This window comes from Lysinibacillus sphaericus, assembly GCF_006864135.1.
In the GTDB taxonomy this organism is placed as follows: Bacteria; Bacillota; Bacilli; order Bacillales_A; family Planococcaceae; genus Lysinibacillus.
Genome location: NZ_SADV01000020.1, coordinates 64,712 through 84,182, shown reverse-complemented (window position 1 = coordinate 84,182; position 19,471 = coordinate 64,712). Strand labels below are relative to the sequence as shown.

The 19,471-nt window shown below is 37.7% G+C and carries 17 protein-coding genes and 1 riboswitch; of the genes, 2 read left to right on the top strand and 15 right to left on the bottom strand.

Translation table 11 applies throughout. The annotated features are described in order from the left end of the window. Positions 1-285: 285 nt before the first annotated feature. From C7Y47_RS18785 to thiT, 6 genes are all read right to left on the bottom strand, one after another. Positions 286-1,203 carry a serine hydrolase domain-containing protein gene (locus C7Y47_RS18785; RefSeq protein ID WP_185903531.1) on the bottom strand — a complete coding sequence of 306 codons (918 nt, stop codon included), beginning with the start codon at positions 1,201-1,203 and terminating at the stop codon, positions 286-288. 340 nt (positions 1,204-1,543) lie between these two features. Then, positions 1,544-1,951 (bottom strand): GNAT family N-acetyltransferase, encoded by a 408-nt coding sequence (locus tag C7Y47_RS18780; RefSeq protein WP_142510141.1) that lies wholly within the window; start codon positions 1,949-1,951, stop codon positions 1,544-1,546. Positions 1,952-2,050: 99 nt separating this feature from the next. Further along, positions 2,051-2,392, bottom strand: a complete 342-nt coding sequence (locus C7Y47_RS18775; RefSeq protein ID WP_255505254.1) for a hypothetical protein — start codon at positions 2,390-2,392, stop codon at positions 2,051-2,053. A 375-nt stretch (positions 2,393-2,767) separates the two neighbouring features. Next, on the bottom strand, positions 2,768-2,962 hold the full coding sequence (locus C7Y47_RS18770; protein ID WP_142510140.1) for a hypothetical protein: 195 nt from the start codon (positions 2,960-2,962) through the stop codon (positions 2,768-2,770). Positions 2,963-3,300: 338 nt separating this feature from the next. Beyond that, positions 3,301-3,618: a hypothetical protein gene (locus C7Y47_RS18765; protein ID WP_142510139.1), complete on the bottom strand. Its 318-nt coding sequence runs from the start codon at positions 3,616-3,618 to the stop codon at positions 3,301-3,303. 163 nt (positions 3,619-3,781) lie between these two features. After that, positions 3,782-4,342: an energy-coupled thiamine transporter ThiT gene (thiT, locus tag C7Y47_RS18760; RefSeq protein ID WP_142510138.1), complete on the bottom strand. Its 561-nt coding sequence runs from the start codon at positions 4,340-4,342 to the stop codon at positions 3,782-3,784. A 127-nt stretch (positions 4,343-4,469) separates the two neighbouring features. Further along, positions 4,470-4,578, bottom strand: a riboswitch (TPP riboswitch). Positions 4,579-4,700: 122 nt separating this feature from the next. On the opposite strand from thiT, the gene C7Y47_RS18755 reads away from it, so the two are divergent. Next, entirely contained in the window at positions 4,701-5,036 is a 336-nt protein-coding gene (locus C7Y47_RS18755; protein WP_142510137.1) for a DUF4870 domain-containing protein, read from the top strand. Positions 5,037-5,249: 213 nt separating this feature from the next. Here the strand turns inward: C7Y47_RS18755 and C7Y47_RS18750 are convergent, their stop codons facing one another. The 9 genes from C7Y47_RS18750 to C7Y47_RS18710 form a co-directional block, all read right to left on the bottom strand. Further along, the gene (locus C7Y47_RS18750; protein WP_142510136.1) at positions 5,250-8,330 is read right to left on the bottom strand and encodes an AAA family ATPase; all 3,081 of its coding nucleotides are present in this window, start codon (positions 8,328-8,330) and stop codon (positions 5,250-5,252) included. After that, positions 8,327-9,484, bottom strand: coding sequence for an exonuclease SbcCD subunit D (locus C7Y47_RS18745; protein WP_142510135.1), 1,158 nt, complete (start codon positions 9,482-9,484; stop codon positions 8,327-8,329). Before C7Y47_RS18745 ends, C7Y47_RS18750 begins: the two co-directional genes overlap by 4 nt. Before the next feature lie 217 nt (positions 9,485-9,701). Further along, positions 9,702-10,640, bottom strand: coding sequence for an SGNH/GDSL hydrolase family protein (locus C7Y47_RS18740; RefSeq protein ID WP_142510134.1), 939 nt, complete (start codon positions 10,638-10,640; stop codon positions 9,702-9,704). Positions 10,641-10,670: 30 nt separating this feature from the next. Continuing rightward, positions 10,671-11,900 (bottom strand): aminopeptidase, encoded by a 1,230-nt coding sequence (locus C7Y47_RS18735; RefSeq protein WP_142510133.1) that lies wholly within the window; start codon positions 11,898-11,900, stop codon positions 10,671-10,673. Position 11,901: 1 nt separating this feature from the next. Further along, a complete protein-coding gene (locus tag C7Y47_RS18730; protein WP_142510132.1) occupies positions 11,902-13,050 on the bottom strand; it encodes a DEAD/DEAH box helicase in 1,149 nt (382 codons plus the stop codon). Between the two features lie 235 nt (positions 13,051-13,285). Beyond that, the gene (locus C7Y47_RS18725) at positions 13,286-13,999 is read right to left on the bottom strand and encodes an aspartate/glutamate racemase family protein (RefSeq protein ID WP_142510131.1); all 714 of its coding nucleotides are present in this window, start codon (positions 13,997-13,999) and stop codon (positions 13,286-13,288) included. Beyond that, positions 13,999-15,228, bottom strand: coding sequence for a carboxylate--amine ligase (locus C7Y47_RS18720; RefSeq protein WP_142510130.1), 1,230 nt, complete (start codon positions 15,226-15,228; stop codon positions 13,999-14,001). Before C7Y47_RS18720 ends, C7Y47_RS18725 begins: the two co-directional genes overlap by 1 nt. Before the next feature lie 121 nt (positions 15,229-15,349). Beyond that, positions 15,350-16,339, bottom strand: a complete 990-nt coding sequence (locus C7Y47_RS18715) for a C39 family peptidase (protein WP_142510129.1) — start codon at positions 16,337-16,339, stop codon at positions 15,350-15,352. Positions 16,340-16,727: 388 nt separating this feature from the next. Continuing rightward, complete coding sequence (locus C7Y47_RS18710; protein WP_142510148.1) at positions 16,728-18,230, bottom strand: class I adenylate-forming enzyme family protein; 1,503 nt, start codon at positions 18,228-18,230, stop codon at positions 16,728-16,730. A 597-nt stretch (positions 18,231-18,827) separates the two neighbouring features. Here C7Y47_RS18710 and C7Y47_RS18705 point away from each other — a divergent pair. Further along, positions 18,828-19,424: a metallophosphoesterase family protein gene (locus C7Y47_RS18705; protein ID WP_142510147.1), complete on the top strand. Its 597-nt coding sequence runs from the start codon at positions 18,828-18,830 to the stop codon at positions 19,422-19,424. Positions 19,425-19,471 lie beyond the last annotated feature (47 nt).

The following is a 19,471-nucleotide window of genomic DNA, read 5'->3' as shown; positions in this document are numbered from 1 at the left end:
CAAGAAACTATTTAATAACAGCATTTTCAAATAAAACAAAAACCTTCCACACTGAATGAGGAGGGTTATTTGTCTTGTGCATTTTTAGTATAACATGAAGTGTTTTTTGATTATCAATGTTTTTCTTGACATTCTATTAGCTGGTTTAGTTGAAGAAGAAAAAAAGACGCTTCTTCCACATTCGCGCCCGATTATGGACTATCAAGATAGTGATTTCTCCTTTTTACAAGATACTTTTATGATCTCAGAAGAGGAGATAAACCCCTTTTGATTTGTATAAATGTCTCACTCATCCATCCAACTACCTAAAAGTTCTTCGAAAAAGAGTCTCGGTGCAGATTGCTGGTCATATTGTAGATGGCTTTTTACTACAGCCATTATATTTAACTTCGGTACAATAAATATATATTGTCCGAATAACCCAAAAGCATAGTAATATTCCATTTGGGTGTTATCATTAGTACTTTCATAGGTCCATAACTGATAACCATATCCACGTGTTCCTTCAATAGTAGTATCGACTTGTTTATACGGTCTTATCATTTGTTGGAGAAAGTAGGATGAAATCAACTGCTTTGAATTAAATTGGCCTTCGTTTAAAAATAAAAATCCAAGCTTCACCAAGTCCTCTACATTTAATGAAATACTAAAGCCGCCTCCGTGAATTCCTTGCGGGTCCTTTACCCAAATGTATTTATTGATCCCTAATGGATGGAATAAATACTTCTCGGCAAATGATGCGGTAGAAATACCGGAAATTTTTTGGATAATTGCGCTTAATAAATGAGAGTTTCCATCATGATATTGAAAGGTTGAACCCGGTTTATGAATCATTGGTTGATCTAATATGAACTTAACCCAGTTTTTTGAAGCTTGAAAATTTCCTACCTGTAACCCCGAGGTCATAGTCAACAAATGAAATAGTGTGATTTCCTCCTTCGTTGGGTCATTAAATTCTAGTATTTCTGGAAAGTAGTGATGAATCGGTTCGTGAATATTTTTTATTAGCCCTTTATCGACCATAATTCCAATTAATATAGATATAATACTCTTTGTAATGGAATAAACCTTGAACGGCTTTTCTGCGACTTTTTTATTCTTTAAATATTCAAAGATCCGTGTATTCCCTTTATGAATGACAAAAGCTTCAATTTTAATCTTTTTGACCTTCTTCTCTAACTCATTAAAAGATATTTCACTCATACATATAATCCCTCCTCCACTAAATTGCGTCATTAGTTTATGTACATCAGTTTATGTACATCGGTTTATAATTCATACCAGATTTTAACATAAATTCATCAATTTTACCAAAGGCGTTATTCAATTAAATGGCCCGATTGTTGAGCACAAGTTAAACAACGCTATTGAACTAACCTGCCCCGTTAGCCATCCATGAAGTGCAAAAAGCAGCACTTCACCACAGAAAATGAAAGATGATTAAGTTCTTTCATGGGAGTTCAATAAAGAAAAAAAGAGCTGCATATGCAACTCAATGATCTTCAAGTAAAACACTCCGATAGTTGAAGAAGACTTAGTCCTATTAACTTTTTAAAATACACTGAAATCGTTCCACACCTGGATATTTTTCACCTAAACTCGTTATCTTAAATCCATAATTTTCATAAAAGTTCACAGCATCTTTATCGGTTTCAGCAAATATAAAAGATAAAGAATATTTTTCCAAAATAAAGCTAATCATTTTACTTCCAATACCTATTCCTCTATGATCCAGAGATACTGCGATATGTTTTATTTCACAACGCTTTGGACTTAAAAATTCTATTCCAATACAACCAGCAACCTCAGATTCAAGGTCATATCCATATAACTTTCTTACTGGAGATTGCATATATAATTCATATTCTTTCTCAACATTCTTTTCAGAGGTTGCGAAGGATAAAAGTTCTTTTACATTAGGTTGAATAGATGTCGATTTAATTTCTTTCATAAAATATGTCCCTTCTTTTATTAAACTGCTCCGTTAGCACAAGAAGCGATTGCTCTAATCGAACAACCACCTCTTAGCTTCATGTATGTATTGACAAAATTAAACACCATAATGAATCAAACAACTATCTTCTTTTATTGCTTCTGCTATTTTTTTCATCAATTCTTCAAGTTCTTCTGATTTGTACTCATCGTTTGCTTCACTAACCATATTTAAAAATTGTTTATGAGAACTCGGCGGTATCAATGTTATTCCAAAATAGGCGAGGCTTTTATAAGGTCTATTTGTGTTATGTGCGAATGTTTCCAGATGATTCATTTTTTCACCAAAATCCTTAGACATAAGTTCATCAAAAAGGTCCCCATCTAATTCAAGCCGTATTAGATCAAATATTCCCTGAGTACAAGGAGTTTTTGGCGATTTATACGCTGAGATTTCCATAAAAACTTTACAAGCTTACCCTACTTCTGAATCAGTTAAAGAAGCAGGTGTAGAAGAGTTCGCACAATTCATTGATACAGATTGCAAAGCACGTTCGTTTAATTGGGCGCTTGAAAGATTGGAAAAATTAATCGGAGTTGCAGAACGCAATCCATTTCAATCAACTCTTTATCAGAGTCTTCTAGTCAGTTTCAATATGTGAGATTGCGGGTAGCACATCTTTTTGTTTGATTGGTGCTACAGAGCCATGTGTGTAGCTATAGGAGTGATAGAGAAAGCATAACAAAAGGACTTGTAGTAGTGTTACGCACAAGTCCCTAAGATTTAAGCGTGGTGGCTATTGGTTTGATTGTTAAAAGGAGATTATAGTCCTTGTTAACGTTTTAATTTTTCATTGATTTCTTCCAATAATAAAGATTGCCTTTTTAATTGCTTAGTTGTACTGATAGCAAACCAAAGGAAAAAAATAAATGGAATAAGAGAAAATAATAACCCGAAAATCGAGAAAGCACTAAATAAAATATCTCCTGAATTAAAACTGTTCATATCTTCTGTATAATAACTATTCAAAACTCAAATCCTCCCACTTTTTTCACTAACTTAAAATTTTTTCTATATCGAAATTGTAACATAGCAGAGTTTGGGTTGGTAGAGGAATGGTAAATGTGCAACAAATGAGATTGACAGCTACAAGAACTGAGTAACAAGTACCTAAGTAGAGTTGAACGAGCCTTTAACGAACCTGTGAGTGTGGTTAGTAGAGCAGAGGGAAACAGTCTAATTGTTGCTATAGAGCCATGTGTGAAGCTACAGGAGAGGTTGTGAAAGCATAACAAAAGGACTTGTGCGTATGGGATTCAATCATACACGCAAGTCCTATTCTTATTGAAGGGAAGCACTACGTTAGCTTAATGAGAAATATGTGAGGTTAGTCCTAATTTATCAATGAGAAAATCACCTTGTTCTATTTTAAACGTTTTCTTTTCAACACTAAATTCCCATCCATTTTCAATCGCATATCTAATTAAACGTTCACAATTGCTTGGCTTATGTGGGATGAAGTTCCAGCTACCTTCCCATGTAAACAAGACTTCAAAATATGATGTTTTTGATGAATAGACTTTAAAATTCACAAATTTTTTACTAGGGATCTCATTAATAACGCAGTGGAATTGAAAACCATCTACAATTATCTCTTTAGTTCTTTTGCAGAATGCCTTCCCCATTACACCCTCCTGAATACGGCGTTTTTTCAAGCATGACGAGTCATGCTATTACTTTGAAAGTATAGCACACATTGGAAGTAAACTGCTCCGTTATTTGAATAGCAACAATCTTTTCGAAAACAGCCAAAACAAAAACCCTTCACTCATGTGAAGGGCATAATAGTTAGGATTTCCGTTGCATTAACTGAGGTGCTGCCGTAAATAGCAGAACACCGACAATCGCTGTTAAAATCGTTGCTGGTAGCATATATGTTCCATTATAGATGATTGAATAAATCCACGCATTTTGATCGCCTGCATACTCTTCGAAAAATACAGCGCCACCAATGGTATGTGCTGCATAGCGTAAAAAACCTGCTAATACAGTTCCTAAAATAATATAAAGCGCCATTTTCTTTTTGTTTAAATTTTTTGCAGCCTCAAGCACCGGTCGACGTACAACGGCAGCTAAGCCCACTACTGTAAAGGCAACACCATAATCAAGTGTTCCTTGTAGCCAATGCACAATTGTAGCACCAAACATTGTTTGCATTACACCAATGAGTAAACCGGTTGTCATGCCTGGAATAAGACCCCAGCGGAATGCTATTAAAATTATTGGCACCATCACTAGACTAACAGAGCCGCCTTGTGCCCATACTTTAAAGGAAACCTGATCGAGCACAAGGCCAATCGCAGCGAATATCGCAATCTCCACAAGCATTAACAGTTTTTTATTGTCCATAATATTCTCTCCTTTGTTCCGATGTAGGATACAAGAGCAGGAATAGAAATCAGTTGGCAAATATGTCCCTATCTGGCATCAAAAAGATAAAAAACGATGCCAGGACAGAGCCTCACATCGTAAAAGTGTCGGTTTCTATCCACAATCCCTACGCAAGTGTTAACTTACAGGTTCGAAGAGTCAAGGCATTACGTGCCCAGTCTCAGCTGACATCATCAGCTCCCCTTGTGGTCGTACATCTTAATTTTATTGAACAACCTCATTGTACGCAAACACTGTTATGATTACAACCTCTTCCACATTTTTTTTGAAACTTTATCGTTTTTCATGCGTAAATATTAAAAAAGGAGGTACTACTATGGAGAACCAAAAAATATTATCTGCCTTTAGTTATCTCAGTATTTTATTTGCACCCTTTATTGTGCCATTAGTCGTTTACTTTGTGACAAAAGATAGCGACGTAAAGAGGCACTCTATTCGAGCACTAATATCACATTTAATCCCAGTCGCATTCGGAATAATTTTCTTTGCAGTCTTTATTTTCTCAACTTTATCATTCAACACTAATTTTGATCTAAATTCAGATAGTAATAATTTTCTTATCATTTGGTTTGCTTCATTCGCAATTTATATTCTCGTTTCATTAGGAGTCGTTATTTGGAATATTATTCAGGCAGTTCGGGTGATCCGATAAGTTTCATCTTAACCTCTCCTTGAACACACAGTACTTAAGGAGCTGTTATTTTGTGAAAGTATCTAAAGTTGTTAAAACCGCTGTAAAATTAGCACCTATCGTTATCCCAATTGTCAAAAAAGTAATCGCTGCAAAAAAAGGAACAAATCCTAACGTAACTAAAAAAAAATAACAACAAGGCGTATTTCCAACAAACGGAGATACGCCTCTTTGTTATTTCACTTCAAAATATGTTTGACTATGACCGTTCATTGCTTTTTCAACATGCAACACAGCTGGCATTGTAGCCTTTAACTCCGCAACGTGAGAAATGACTCCAATCATACGTCCGGAATCTTGTAAATCAATAAGAGTATCAATCGCCTTATTTAATGCTTCTTCATCGAGAGAACCGAAGCCCTCATCAATAAACATCGTTTCAATACGGATATTACCTTGAAAGCTTTGAATGACATCTGCCATCCCAAGGGCAAGACTTAAAGACGCATTAAACTTTTCTCCCCCTGATAATGTTTTGACATCTCGTAATTGATCTGTATAAGCATCATACACATCTAGTCCTAGCCCACTTTGCTTGGCATGCTTTTCTAAGCGATCTGAACGTCGTAGCTCAAATTGACCGTTGGATAAATGATAAAGTCGAACATTTGCCGCCTCTGTTATTTTATCTAAATAATTGATTTGAATATAACGCTCAAAAGACAGCTTTTTCACATTCTGTCCATTTAACATTGCATAGAGCTCCTTTACTCGCCCCGCTTCTTTTTCAAGTAAATGAATCTCCTGTTCGGTCTCCTCAACTTTTTTGATAAAGTCTGCACAAGCCTTCGCAAATCCTTCCATTTGTTGCAATACTTTAAAAGCTTCCTCATATGTGACACGAAGCATCTCTAACTTTTCTTCCATGGTCGTTAAATCTTGCTTCTCTTGCCCTTTAAGATGCTTCTCTCCCTCAGTAATTTGTACTTGTAATGTGTGGATTTGTAGTGCATATTCATTGCAAGATTTCCGTAAAGCTTCTATTTGCAACGCGCTACGCTTCCCAGTAGCAAATTCATCATAGCTTTCAAAGCCTGCTTCCTTCATACTCACTGAAAATTGCTCGCGCTTTTCATCCATTTTCAGCTTTAATTCCTCAAAAGCCTGTTTCGCTATTTCTGCGGTCATTCTAGCATTATTTGCGGCTTCCTTGGCAGATTGCAAACTTTGTTGGCTACTATTCCACGCAGTTTGTAATGCAAGTTTTTGTGATCCTATATGAGCGATTGCCTGTTGCAATGCTTGTAGCGTCGAAAGATTTTCTGGAATATGCTTTTGCTGCTCTTCTACAATTGCTTGTTGTTTAGTCAATTCCTTCGTTTTCTCAACTAAATATTGCTCAAGTTTTATTTGCTTTTCTTGTAACTGCTCCATTCGTGCACGATGATCCTTTTGTTGAATACGTACATCAGATAATTGATGGCTCACTACTTTTAAGATTGTTATTTGTTGCTCTACGTTTTGCAAGGAAGCTACAATTTGTGCTTGATTCGATTGATCAATCTCATTTGTCTCTAACTGTTCTAGCGCCTCTTGTAGAAGATGCTTTGTAGAATTCAATAAAGCTTCTTTCTCTAAAAACTTGCGCTCATCAGTACTAGCCTTTCCTCGTAAAGCCTCCACCTCTGCTAATTCAATCATCTCTAATTGCTCACGATGTGTTTCGAGGTGTGTTGTACTACCACACACTGGACAAGGCTCTCCGTCCTTAAGTTGCTGTGCTAAAATACTTGCTTGACTCGCAATCCATTGTTGCTCCAACTTTTGAAGAGCCTGCTTACTTTCTTGATAATGGACATTAGTAGTGGCTACATCCTGCTCCGCTGTTGCAACTGCTCTCGTATATTTTTCAACTTGCGCTAGTAATGATACTTGCTCTTTTAACTTAGGTAGCTGTTCTAAATAACTTTCATATGGCTCAAGTTGTTTTTCATATTGTTCAATTGTTTTTGTTAATTGCTGAACTTGCATTTGTCCTGTTTCTACGATTTTACTATTATCGTCTACAGCTAGCTTTGCTGTTGCAACATATTGTTCAGCTATTTGCATTTGCTGCAGATTATTCTCATACGTCTCGAACTTCGGTAATAATACCTGTAGCTGTAATTCCTGTTGTAAAACGTGTTGACGCTCAGGTTCTTTCGCCTCTTCAACGTTAAACTTTTCCTGCGCTATTTTTAACTGAGCTTCTATGTTTTTCTGCTCTGTCATTGCTTGCTGATAGGATTGTTCTTTACGATTTTGCTCAGCACGTAAATCGATACATTGTTGCTCAAGTATGACAAGACGCTCTGCTTTCTCTGCTAATGCAATTTCGCGTTCTTTTGCGCTATATATATCTTGTTCTTGTAGCAATGCTTGTAGGCGATTCTGACGATTAGTTTGCTCATCAAATTGCTCATTTAGTGTTTTCGCTCTACTATAAAATTCCTGCTCTTTTTGATGATGCGCATAAGCCTCTTTATAGCGTTGCAATTCCAATTGTATACATTCCGTATAATAGGTTTGCTCCTCTTCTAGAGCCTTCTTCAGCTGATGCATATTGTCAGTATTATTAGTAATGCAAGTAAATAAAGATGACGAACGCTGTGGTAAAGCACCTGCAATTTGGCCAAGAAGATGTTCCTTTAATTGTTGAGCATGCAGTAAATCACTTTCCGCCTCTTTTCGTTTCGCATCAAGTCTTTTTGTCATCGCACCAAAGCGATCTGTTTTAAAAATTTTGCGTAAAATAACTTCTTTATTCGTAGAATCTGAGGTTAACAGCTTGCGAAATTCGCCTTGTGGTAGCATAACAATTTGACTAAACTGATCCTTTGTGAGGCCGATTATATCCTGTAGCTTTTTATCTACCTCAAGCGTTTGCTGCTTTTCTACAATATTATAATCAAGCGTGTTTCCTTTGATTTCAGCCAGTTCAATTTTCTTGCCAGTGACACTTTTGTTTGTTGCTTTAATATGACCTGGCTGACGTAAAATTTGATAGACTCTATCATGCATTTCAAAAACGAGCTCCACTGCAGTATACACATCATCATCCGCAAACCCGCTTCGAAGCATAGCAGTATCCTGACGATCTTCACCGCTACCCGATCCGTAAAGTGCATAGCATATCGCATCAAAAATCGTCGTTTTCCCTGCGCCTGTTTTTCCGGAAATCGCAAATAGACGATGTTCACCAAGCTGTTGAAAATCAATAACCTCTGTATTTTTATATGGACCGAATGCAGTAATCGTTAACTTTAAAGGCTTCATTTTACTGTCTCCCGCTCCTCATCTAATAATTCTTGTAGCATCTCTATAAATAGACGTTCTGTATCTTGATCTGGCTGTACGCCAATTATATCTGTAAAAAATGATCGGAATAAATCGATGTCTTCTATTTTCTCTGTCTCAACGGTCTGAATTTCATGTGATACCTCTTGGCGGGCTACTTTTCGCTCAACATGCATCGCATGAGGAAATACCGTACGAATACGTTCCATCGGCGAGGTTACTGACGTAGCATCTGTTAAACGTACAAATACATAATCATCACTAGGTGGTAATTGCAATAAATCATCCATTAAGCTCTCTACCACACGTAAATCCCGTCTCGCTATAAGCTTACGTTTTGTGACAGTAATTTCCCCTTGTGCATCAAGTTCCACTATTAAAAAGCCCTTCTCATGTAAGTGCTCAGATAATGAATACTTCAAAGGAGAACCGGCATAGCGAATCGTTTCATTCAACACAAAATGTGCTTTATGCAAATGGCCAAGTGCTGTGTAATGAAAAGGCTTAAACAACGCTGCATTTATGCAATCCGAGCCTCCTATTGATAAAGGCCGCTCAGAATCACTCGTGTTCGCTTCCTCTTCCCCATACTTCGTCACAAAGGCATGTCCTACAAAAACATTACGTTTTGTTGGATCTAAACTTTGCCCAATATGGTCGATAATTTTTTCCATCGCCTCTTGATGAGATCGAATGGAATCATCCTCCAAAATAGTCCGTACTGAAGCCGGCTCTGCATATGGTACGAGGTGAAAATGTACTTCACCATACTCGTCATGGAGAACTATCGGCGCATGATCTTTCGTAAATTGGCCTTTAATATGTAATCCACTATCACTCATTAAACTACTGCCAAAATTCAATCGACCTGCACTATCGTGGTTCCCCGCAACCGCTAACACAGGGATTTTTTTATCAAGCACAATTTCCGCCAAAATATCATTTAGTAAATTCACTGCCTCAATAGGAGGCATCGAACGGTCATATAAATCACCTGCTATAACGATAACATCCGGTTTTTCCTCATCAATGGCTAGCATAAATTGCTGTAAAATATAATGTTGATCCTCCGTCATATAGACGCCTTGTACAAGCTTTCCTAAATGCCAATCTGCTGTATGAAATATTTTCATTCTTTGCGCCTCCTGTTTATTTTATTTTATCACGGCTGATGGATTGATTGTTTTTCCTTTTATTAGTTTGATAAAGGTTCCTCATCATAACCTGGCGAAATAAGGGGCGGGCTATCCGTCGTCCCAGGGATTCTTTCCGTCACTCCGACAATTCTATCCTTCGCTTATATTTTTATAGATATTTAACATAAAAAAGAGCATCACTGTCGATGCCCTGTTACAAATAGTTATGATTAAAACGTGTTGCTCTTACCTTCTCCATAAAAGCAGCGTATCCTGTAAAACCTTGAATGGCACGCGCAGTAGGTTTTGGCTTTTCATTTTCTTGCTCTTTTGCTTTTTGTTTCTGCTCTGCCTTCGCTAATTGTTCTAAAATGTGCTCAAATGACATAGGGTTAGGCTTTGGCAGTTCGTTTGAAGCAATGGCTAGTGCTTTATTTCCGCTATATTCATGTAAAAAAGCATTTGCCATTTGGCGATAGCCTTCAAAATTTGGATGGACATCAGAGATATTGGGTAAAAAGTTTGTTGCGTTTAACCCAAAAGCATTATAGACGTCTACATAAGCTACTCCGGCACGCTCTGCCTGTTGCTGTAAAATCTTATTTAGCTTTACAAGCTGTGCATTTGTGCCTTCTTTTTGCGTAGCGTGAACACTTGGATAGGCAAAATAATAGCCCATTACATAGACCTTTGCCTTAGGTGCGCGCACTTTCAACTCATCCAAAATCTCCGCCATATTTTTTCTGGCAATGTTTAATGCATAATCCGTTTGCAACTGCGTAAAGGCTAATGTACCTGCTGTTGGATTGACCTGCACTAGACGCAGTAAATCGTTGGCACCTGCCGAAACTGTAATAAGTGTTGCATTAGCTAGTAAGTCACTTGCTTCCTCTGATTGTACTCGTTTCAAGACATCAGCTGTTGTATAGCCTGGGAAAGCGAGCTCCTTTGTATAGAAATGTAATTGCCCAGTCATTCCTAATTTCATGGCAATTAAATCACTGTAGCCTGTATCAATCTGTTGATAAGGTGTTTGACCAGCCGCCAAGGAATCTCCGATTGATAGGTAGTTTTCAGTCTGAGCAAAAGCAGATGAAACACCTAATGCCATTATGAGTATAGTTGCACCAATTATGCTTAGTAATCGTTTCATCTGCTCAGCTCCTTTCTTCAAATGAAGAACTTAAAATGCCCAGCTACCTTTGCGGAAAATTGGCTCTACAGTTCCATCTGGTAAAATACCGTCAATGTCCATCTCACCGCTACCAATCATAAAGTCCTCATGTGTCACTGAAATATTGGCACCTAACGCTTCAAGCTGTCCGTTTTCTAAATCTCTTCCACCTTCTAAGCAAGTTGGATAAGCTTCGCCAATCGCTAAATGGTTCGATGCATTTTCGTCAAACAATGTATTAAAATATAAAATCTCCGATGCTGAAATTGGTGATTCGTGCGGTACAAGTGCGACCTCACCTAAATAACAAGAGCCTTCATCTACATTCATAAGCTCCTGTAATAAATCATGGCCTACCTGTGCTTCAGCCTTAACAATTTTTCCTTCTTCAAACGTTAGTTTAAAGCCATCGATAATATTCCCTTGATAAACTAATGGTTTTGTATTGCTTACATAGCCATTTACACCTTGTTTCATCGGTAACGTATAGACCTCTTCTGTCGGCATATTAGCAATAAAGGTAGTATTATCTGGCGTTTTACTACCCCCAGTAAGCCATTTATGCTGTGGCGCTAAGGCAATTGTTAAGTCAGTGCCTGGTGCTGTATAGTGAAGCTTCGCATATTTTTTATTGTTCAGTAGGGCCGCGCGAGATTCTAAATTTACTACGTGCTCACGCCAGCTTTCAACAGCATTGCCTTCACCAATACGAACAGTTTTAAAAATAGCTTCCCATAATGCTGGTACTTGTTCCTTAGCCTCTAAGTTTGGGAATACCTTCGATGCCCACTTTGGTGAAGGGACAGCAACAATTGACCAAGCTATTAAATCTTTCATTACGGCGTTACGATAATTTTTAAGAGCAGCTCCTGATACTTTTTGATGGGTAGCAAGCCGATCTGCTGAAATACCTGCTAATTTATCAGGATCTGCAGCATCGATCAATAATATTGCTCCTTTACGTTCGATTACCTCATCACGCATTTTAACTACCCATTCTGGGAAACGATTAAATTCTTCTTCTGAAGCATGCTCAAAGTAAGCACGATCCATTTCATCATCTGAAAAATTAACATGAACACGTCCTGCACCAGCTTTATAAGCCTCTTTTACGACTAAACGGGCGAAATCTAATGCTTCCACGGAAGTATTAACTAATAAGTATTGCCCAGGTTGAATATTGACACCGACTTTTACCGCAAGTTCTGCATATGCTTGTAATTTTTCTTCAAACGTCATATTATTTACCTCGCTTCTGTCCAATTGTTTTTGAATTACCCTCCACTAGCTTGCCTTCATGCCATATTTTCTGTACAGGTTTCGCAGAAATTTCTCTTGTCCATTTTTTGTACGTTTTCTCATCACGATAAGATAATAACGTTAATACTTCACCATCTGCTCCAGCACGACCTGTACGTCCAGAACGATGCAAATACTGCTCAATTGTTCTCGGTACATCAACATGAATAACATGTGTTAAACCTTCAATATCTAAACCGCGTGCAGCAATATCTGTAGCGATTAAAATACGCGCGTCACCTTTTCGGAATGCATCTAACGCCTTTTTACGTTCTTCTTTCTTCATGTCAGAATGTAATGTCACAATCGGTGCCGAACGATATTGTAATTTCGTTTCTTTCATCAGCAATTGATCGATATTGTTGACGAAAGCAAGTGCACGTAATCCTTCTGTATGTGATAGTCGACGTAGGAAATCAGTTTTATCTCGTTCCTCTACTTTCACGAAAGAGTGTACAACTTTACCAACCTTTAACATATCCTCAGGTTTAATTTTAAAGCGTACTGGCTCGAACATCATACGACTAGCCACTAATTCAATTTCCTCCGTAATTGTTGCTGAAACAACAACTACTTGTCGCCCATATGCTGACCCTTCGATAAAAGATTTTACGACAACACGATATTCACGACTTAGTAACTGATCGCACTCGTCTAAAATAACTGTTTCAATTTCTTTTAACTTTAGTTTTCCAGCACGCGCTAATTCATTTAATCGGCCAGGTGTACCTACAACGATCGTCGGTTTTTTCTTTAACTTTTCTATTTGACGTGCAGAGTTCGCGCCACCAATTAGTTGTTGAACCGTAATATCAGAACCTGCTGTCCATTCACGGATAACCTCTACAATTTGCATTGCTAGCTCCTGTGATGGAGCTACGATAAGTCCTTGTGTTTGTTTTTTTGAACCGTTTACTTTATTTAATAAAGGAAGTACATAAGCTAAAGTCTTCCCCGACCCTGTCGGTGACTCGGCTACAATATCTTTGCCCTCAAGCATTGCTGGAATCATTTCCTCTTGAATTTTCATCGGCTCTTCAAATTTCCATTTTGCTTGTAAATCTTCATTTAATAAATTTATTACTGACATGTAATTTCCCACCTTCTATCTGCTTGACACTAGTTTAACACACTAATCATTTTCCTACTTCATATGTACGTAAACCTTTATATAATCGTTTCAAAAATGAAGCTTTCTCAATCTCCCTATAGATAAAAAAATCTGCACGACTTATCACGGGGTTGCCAGCCTTCAAGCTCTTATATACTTGAGATTTTTTGAAGGTTTACAACTTACCTGCGAAAAGCGTGCAGATTTTATTTGGTTAATAAGATTGTTCATCTACAATTTCATAGCCACATGCTAATATGGCACGTTCTGCTAAAACGATTAATGAGTCGATATATTTGTCACTTAGTTTTAAATCTCGATTGACGATTGATAATTCAGTACATCCTAATACAATACGATCACAATTAAGTGCAAGCATTGCTTCTTCTATCGGCTGCCAATCCTCCCAAGAGACATCTTTTCCAGCCTTTACATAATCGTAAATAATAGACATGACTTTCTCTTTCATCACATCGTCTGGAACAACAGGTGTTATACCAAATTCCTCTAACGCATCTTGATACATGCGTGAGGTTAATGTACCCGTTGTCGCTAAAATCCCTACACGCTCTGCCCCTAAGTCAGAAGCTCGCTTTGCTGTTTCCCTTATCATATGTAAGACGGGAACTGGAGAGCCTTCAACTATGTCATCATAAAAGGTATGTGCCGTATTACATGGAATAGCAATCACATTTGCTCCAACAGAAGCAAGCTTTTTAGCATCTGCGACTATCACTGGTACGGGATTTTCTTTCGTACTATCTAAAATAAAGGCAGTACGATCAGGAATATTCGTATCATTATCAATGATTGTATGTAAATGCTCCTGATCTTTCGTTGCCTTCGTACGTCTTACAATCATTTCACCGATAAACATCGTTGCTAGTGGACCAACGCCACCAATTATACCTAAAGTTTGTTTTTTCATTAGTTTGACAGACCTTTGTTGTTAAAATATTTCTTATATTGGCGATAAAAGCTTAAATTATCTAGCGTTATATTTAACCAACGCTTCGCATTCATATCCTTATAATTAAAGATGGAATCCGTAGCCATTCCTTGGCGAATAAGACTTTTCGCTTCAATTACAAGCTGTTCATTTTGTACATATTTAAAGAGGACACCGTTCGGAACAATTGTCCAAAGATGCTTATTCTGAACATATGTTAGCTGTTTTTTACTTCCACGGATAAAATCATCCGCAACATATTGCATTAAATTATAGCCACTTGCTGTCACATAATAATTTGAAAGTTCATTATGTAATTCAATACTTAATAACTTATATTGACCGTCACGTTCATCGTACTTCATATCAAACGTGGCAAAGCCTTGGAATCGCATTTCCTCTAGAAACAATTTTACGCGGTCCATTAAGTCTTTATCGTATGCTGTCATGATGGCTACATAGCGACCAATCCCCTCTGGGGAATGCTCCTCTAAAATTGAGTTACCTACAGATAATAGCTGTACTTTACTATCTTGCCCAACATAAGCATTTACGACGTACATATGAGCATCTTCGCCAGGAATATATTGCTGTACCATTAAATCATCTCGGTATGCCGATTCCTTATAAATGGCATGGAAAATAGCATCCTTTTCGTCGTCATCTTTGGCAATATACACTTTTTTCTTGCCTGGAAAAATACATGTAGCATACTTTGTCATATTCAAAGGTTTAATGACAACTGGGAATTCAAAAGGGATGACAAATTCCTCGTAATCATTGACGGTGCAAACATGCATTGCCGGATAGTGAAAGCCGAACTTCGCACAAAGTTCATACATGCTCTCACGTGTTAATAGCTCGTTAGCAAGGTTTGCATCCACATAAGGAATTACAAAATACTCTGCTAGCTCCGCTTTATATTGCACAATTTTTTTCACGTAAAATTCATCGCAGGCTAATAACAGCAATTTTTTACCTGCAAATTCCTCTGCAATTGCCTTTAACGCAACGATAAAACGTTCTTCAATATGGAGTTTTGGAACTTCACGAAATATTAATAAATCACTCTGCTGTATTTTCTCCATATTCGTATGATTTAATGCAAGTGGTTTAACGCCATAGGACTCGTAAAATGCTCTTGCCATGCCGTAAGCATTCATTTCATCTCCTAATAAAACCGGTAAAAAAGCGTGCTCAATGGCCATTCTACTCAACTCACTTTAGCTTTTATTAGGCTCTCACATAACGTGGGAACATCCTCAGTGACAAGCCTTTTTTTACAAGTGTAACATACTTTCCTTATGCGCCTTATTACCCTTCTTTGAATCATTTATGAACGGCTACAGCTTGTTCACCTAATTCTCTATAGCTTTTAAAAAACTGATCCACATTATAAGTGACAAAGCCTTTTAATGGGTCCATAACAACTACTTTATCACCTAAATGCCCGGTTAAAACAACAGCATGCAAGTTCATATACGCGGCATGCGGCACTTTTTCACCTTCATAGATCCAGCCCTTAGCTAGCTTTCTTTGGGGCTCTGATAAATCTAATGTAACCCAAGTTACAACAGGGACTCCCTCCCGAACAAGCTGTAAAATTTCGTCCTGCGTGGCACCACTCTTATTTGTCACTCGTAAATCTGCCTGTTTATCTGCTATTACTGCCTCTGCTGCTTTGACAATCGGAGCTGCAAAGACATACATACCATGTGCTTTATCACGAGGATTTCCTGCAAAAGCCTGTGCCGGATTTGGACCAAATCGTTGTCCGTCTATAGTTCTAATTTTTTGCTTTGGTAAATAGTTATCAGCCATTTCCAGCTTCGTAACGTCTAGCCCATAATAATTTAATACAGCTGTTAATGATGTTATTTCACAGCCATGTGGTAGTTCAGGTTTTTGCATAACAACTGGTACATCCAGCTCTTGCTCGTCCCTTGAAAAATGTGTCTCCAATCGATAATACGGCTTTGTCGCATCATATGTAAAATTTTCGATTGTCGTATAACCATCATTTTTCGTACTATTTTCAAGCGTAGTTGCAGCTATAGCATATTTCCGTCCCGCAATTAGCTTCGAAAATATTGCTTCACCCTCTTCAGAGCCAACCGCATCCTCTACTACCTCACCTGACTCTACATCTGTAGCAGTTATATAAAGGTTAGGTATGGGCGCACCACTGTTAAACTCTACCGTTAACACAGTTAATCCTTTGTTTTGTATTTCCTGCTGCGAAAACGGATGGCAACCCGAAAGTAGTAGCATGATTATCATTAAACCTATTAGTAAAAGGCGTTTATCCCGCGTCCACAAGACAAATTCCGCTCCTATCTTGTTTGAAGACAATTACTTCAATTCTATTATTTCAATTTGTCGCAGACTCTATTATACGCTAATTTCATAGACGTTCCTATTTTTAACTTCTATTAGCGGTTGTCCAAACACTCTAAGAACGTCACGTCCTGTGGCAATTTATCTGTGCGAAAGCGAAGCGACAGCAACAACAACGACTGAGTGACCAATTTCATGCCGCTACGATAGCACTACGCTTTCGCGCCATCAACATCTGTTGACCTATAGCCTCGAACGCAATTGCGCAGAGGCCTAACATATTTCCTCTACACAAAAGCATCTCTAAATTTAGTGTGCGTCCGATTAAGGTATTACTTTGTTTGCTATTTTCGAATTTTCTCAAACCGTTTTACACGTTTGGCGTACTTACTCTTGGTCGTAATGTATGCTTCAAAACTTTCCCAGAAGCATTACGTGGTAATTCAGTTAAAAATTCAATTTCATGTGGCACTTTATACTTTGCGAGCTGAGTCCGACAATACGCCAATATCGCCTCTTCATCAGAAGACTTTCCTTCCTTCAATACGACAAATACTTTCGGAACTTCGCCATATACTTCATGTGGAAAACCTACAACGGCTGCTTCTAAAATTTCTGGCAGTTGATATATAACCTCTTCAACCTCGATAGGATAAATATTTTCGCCACCTCGAATGATCATATCTTTTTTACGATCAACGATATAGAGATAACCGTCTTCATCAAAACGCCCTAAATCTCCTGAATAGAGCCAACCATCTTTAATTGCTCTAGCTGTTTCTTCAGGATTACGTAAATAACCTTTCATGACTTGTGGTCCTTTGACACAAATTTCTCCTACCTCACCCGCTGGCACCGCTTCACCAAAGCTATCAACGACACGGACGTCCGTTTGGGCTAATGGTTTTCCTACTGACCCAATTTTTGTCAGTGCATCGACATCTAAAAGAGAAGTGGTGGCAGGAGTATTTTCAGTTTGTCCATACAGGTTTTGTACTTTCACATTAGGAAATGCCTCCTTCACTTGCTTAACAAGCTCATAAGGCATCGGTGCCGCTCCGTAACATAATAAACGTAAATTTTTAAATGTATGTTCCTTAAAGTTAGGTGTATTTAAAATAATTGTATACATTGACGGAACACCAAAGAAAATTGTTGAATCTGTAACGACTAATTGTTCTAATGTGTTTGTCGAAGAAAAAGCCTCTTCTATAACCATTGTACCGCCTTTATAAAACATCGGCATCGCAAATACATGAAGACCTGCACAATGAAATAAAGGCGTACAAATAAACATTCTATCCTCATTAGTCATATCCATTGAGGACGACCATATTTCCGCAGTTGATACAATATTTTGATGAGTTAGCATTACTCCTTTTGGTTTACCCGTCGTCCCAGAAGTATACATAATAACACTAGTATCATGAGGCTCCAATTTGACAGCTTTTCTTTGACCTGGATAGTTTTTAATGACGTCTTTCATCTCTTCGAGCCCTACAATATGTTGAAACGGATAGCCAATAGTTGCGAGTACATCTTCTAACCTTTCATCATAAATAAGCCCTTTAGCTTCTGAATGATTAAAAATAAATTCGACCTCTGGAGCTGCTAGTTTTGTATTAATGGGCATGACAACATAGCCCGCTAACTGAACACCGATATAAGCGATTAAAAATAAATCTGAGTTGAGCGTATATAATGCAATTACATCATCTTTTTTAAAACCTTGCTCTTGTAAGTATGCAGCGAATGTTTCTGCACTTTTATAAAATTCACTATAGGATAGCTTTGTCCCATCGTAAACTGTTGCAATCCCATTTGGTTGCTGTATAGCATATTTTTGTAGAATATCTGTCATTAACATCGTCATCATAAGCCCCCCAAATTATTAATATTCATGTCCCTCATACCATGTAGAATTGCTGTTAAAAAAATTCAGAAAATTACAATTATATTCTATCAATCTATGAAATTGTTGGCAATTTTTCTACACTTATTAAGGCTCATTTTGTTAAATCATTTGTCATACGGAAAAATTGAATGGAGGGAGACAGATGACTCTTTGGGATTAGCAATAGAGGAATGCAGGCTAAATACACCACGTCCTATGATAACGCCTTTGTGACCAACATCTATTGGCCTAAGCGGCTCATCGGACGATTCTAGGAAAGCATACAGCTCAGAACGGAAATCAACTCGGTTATGGTGATGAACCAACATATAATCCATATGTAACTAAATATATTTATACATTTTACTTTTCTATCAATTTCTGTTAGGTGTATGATATTTGTATAATGATTAACCTCTTTCAACAAGTGTCTTTTGTAGCGAAAGCGTAGCCTCGAGATGAAAGCGGTTTTAAGTCACTTTTCAGTAGGTGTCCAAACACTTGCTGCAAGAAGTTAAAGCCCGGCGGATGTTACAGAATTATGCCGAGGCATAATTAATGAAAGGCATGATTAATATGCTGTACGCACTTTTAGGAGATTTACATTCTAATATAGAAGATACTAAGGCGGTTCTAGCCCATATTCAGCAATCTGCGAAAGATGCAAAGGTATTGGGATTAGGTGATTTATACGAATGTACTGTAAATAAGAAAAAGGCTCAAACAATGTCGGGTATACCGCTACAAAAAGCTGCAATAGTAGAAAATGATTTTGAAGTTTTACTAACATTCCCCTCTATTCGTGGCAATCAGGAAGAGCGTATTACACGTATAACTGGCATTGAACGTTTTACAGAGTTACCTGAAACAATGGAGATTGTTGATGCAACACTTATGCATGGACATCAATTTAAATGGAGTGTTACTTGGCAACCAACATTTCCGCCATTTAAAAAATCGCTTCTTTTCTTCGGGCATAGTCATGAATCAGGTCTTTATCATCGCAATAAAAAGTTACCTATTCGTATTCGCTATGGCCAACCAATCGCATTACAAGAAAAGCAATACGGTATCAATGTTGGATCGGTTGTTGATCATCGAGAGTGGTGTCTTTACGATAGTAACAAACGAACAGTAACATTTATGTGCGCTCCTTCTGTTGAGAATGCTTGATTATTTTTTATCAAGAGTTTGAGTTTTGCTGATATACATCGTAGTCA

Coding starts and splice junctions, on each gene's coding strand:
- C7Y47_RS18710 (WP_142510148.1), bottom strand. CDS start 18,230: ATGACGATGTTAATGACAGATATTCTACAAAAATATGCTATACAGCAA.
- C7Y47_RS18705 (WP_142510147.1), top strand. CDS start 18,828: ATGCTGTACGCACTTTTAGGAGATTTACATTCTAATATAGAAGATACT.
- C7Y47_RS18750 (WP_142510136.1), bottom strand. CDS start 8,330: ATGAAGCCTTTAAAGTTAACGATTACTGCATTCGGTCCATATAAAAAT.
- C7Y47_RS18740 (WP_142510134.1), bottom strand. CDS start 10,640: ATGAAACGATTACTAAGCATAATTGGTGCAACTATACTCATAATGGCA.
- C7Y47_RS18720 (WP_142510130.1), bottom strand. CDS start 15,228: ATGGCCATTGAGCACGCTTTTTTACCGGTTTTATTAGGAGATGAAATG.
- C7Y47_RS18725 (WP_142510131.1), bottom strand. CDS start 13,999: ATGAAAAAACAAACTTTAGGTATAATTGGTGGCGTTGGTCCACTAGCA.
- thiT (WP_142510138.1), bottom strand. CDS start 4,342: ATGGACAATAAAAAACTGTTAATGCTTGTGGAGATTGCGATATTCGCT.
- C7Y47_RS18735 (WP_142510133.1), bottom strand. CDS start 11,900: ATGACGTTTGAAGAAAAATTACAAGCATATGCAGAACTTGCGGTAAAA.
- C7Y47_RS18730 (WP_142510132.1), bottom strand. CDS start 13,050: ATGTCAGTAATAAATTTATTAAATGAAGATTTACAAGCAAAATGGAAA.
- C7Y47_RS18785 (WP_185903531.1), bottom strand. CDS start 1,203: ATGAGTGAAATATCTTTTAATGAGTTAGAGAAGAAGGTCAAAAAGATT.
- C7Y47_RS18765 (WP_142510139.1), bottom strand. CDS start 3,618: ATGGGGAAGGCATTCTGCAAAAGAACTAAAGAGATAATTGTAGATGGT.
- C7Y47_RS18755 (WP_142510137.1), top strand. CDS start 4,701: ATGGAGAACCAAAAAATATTATCTGCCTTTAGTTATCTCAGTATTTTA.
- C7Y47_RS18775 (WP_255505254.1), bottom strand. CDS start 2,392: ATGGAAATCTCAGCGTATAAATCGCCAAAAACTCCTTGTACTCAGGGA.
- C7Y47_RS18745 (WP_142510135.1), bottom strand. CDS start 9,484: ATGAAAATATTTCATACAGCAGATTGGCATTTAGGAAAGCTTGTACAA.
- C7Y47_RS18780 (WP_142510141.1), bottom strand. CDS start 1,951: ATGAAAGAAATTAAATCGACATCTATTCAACCTAATGTAAAAGAACTT.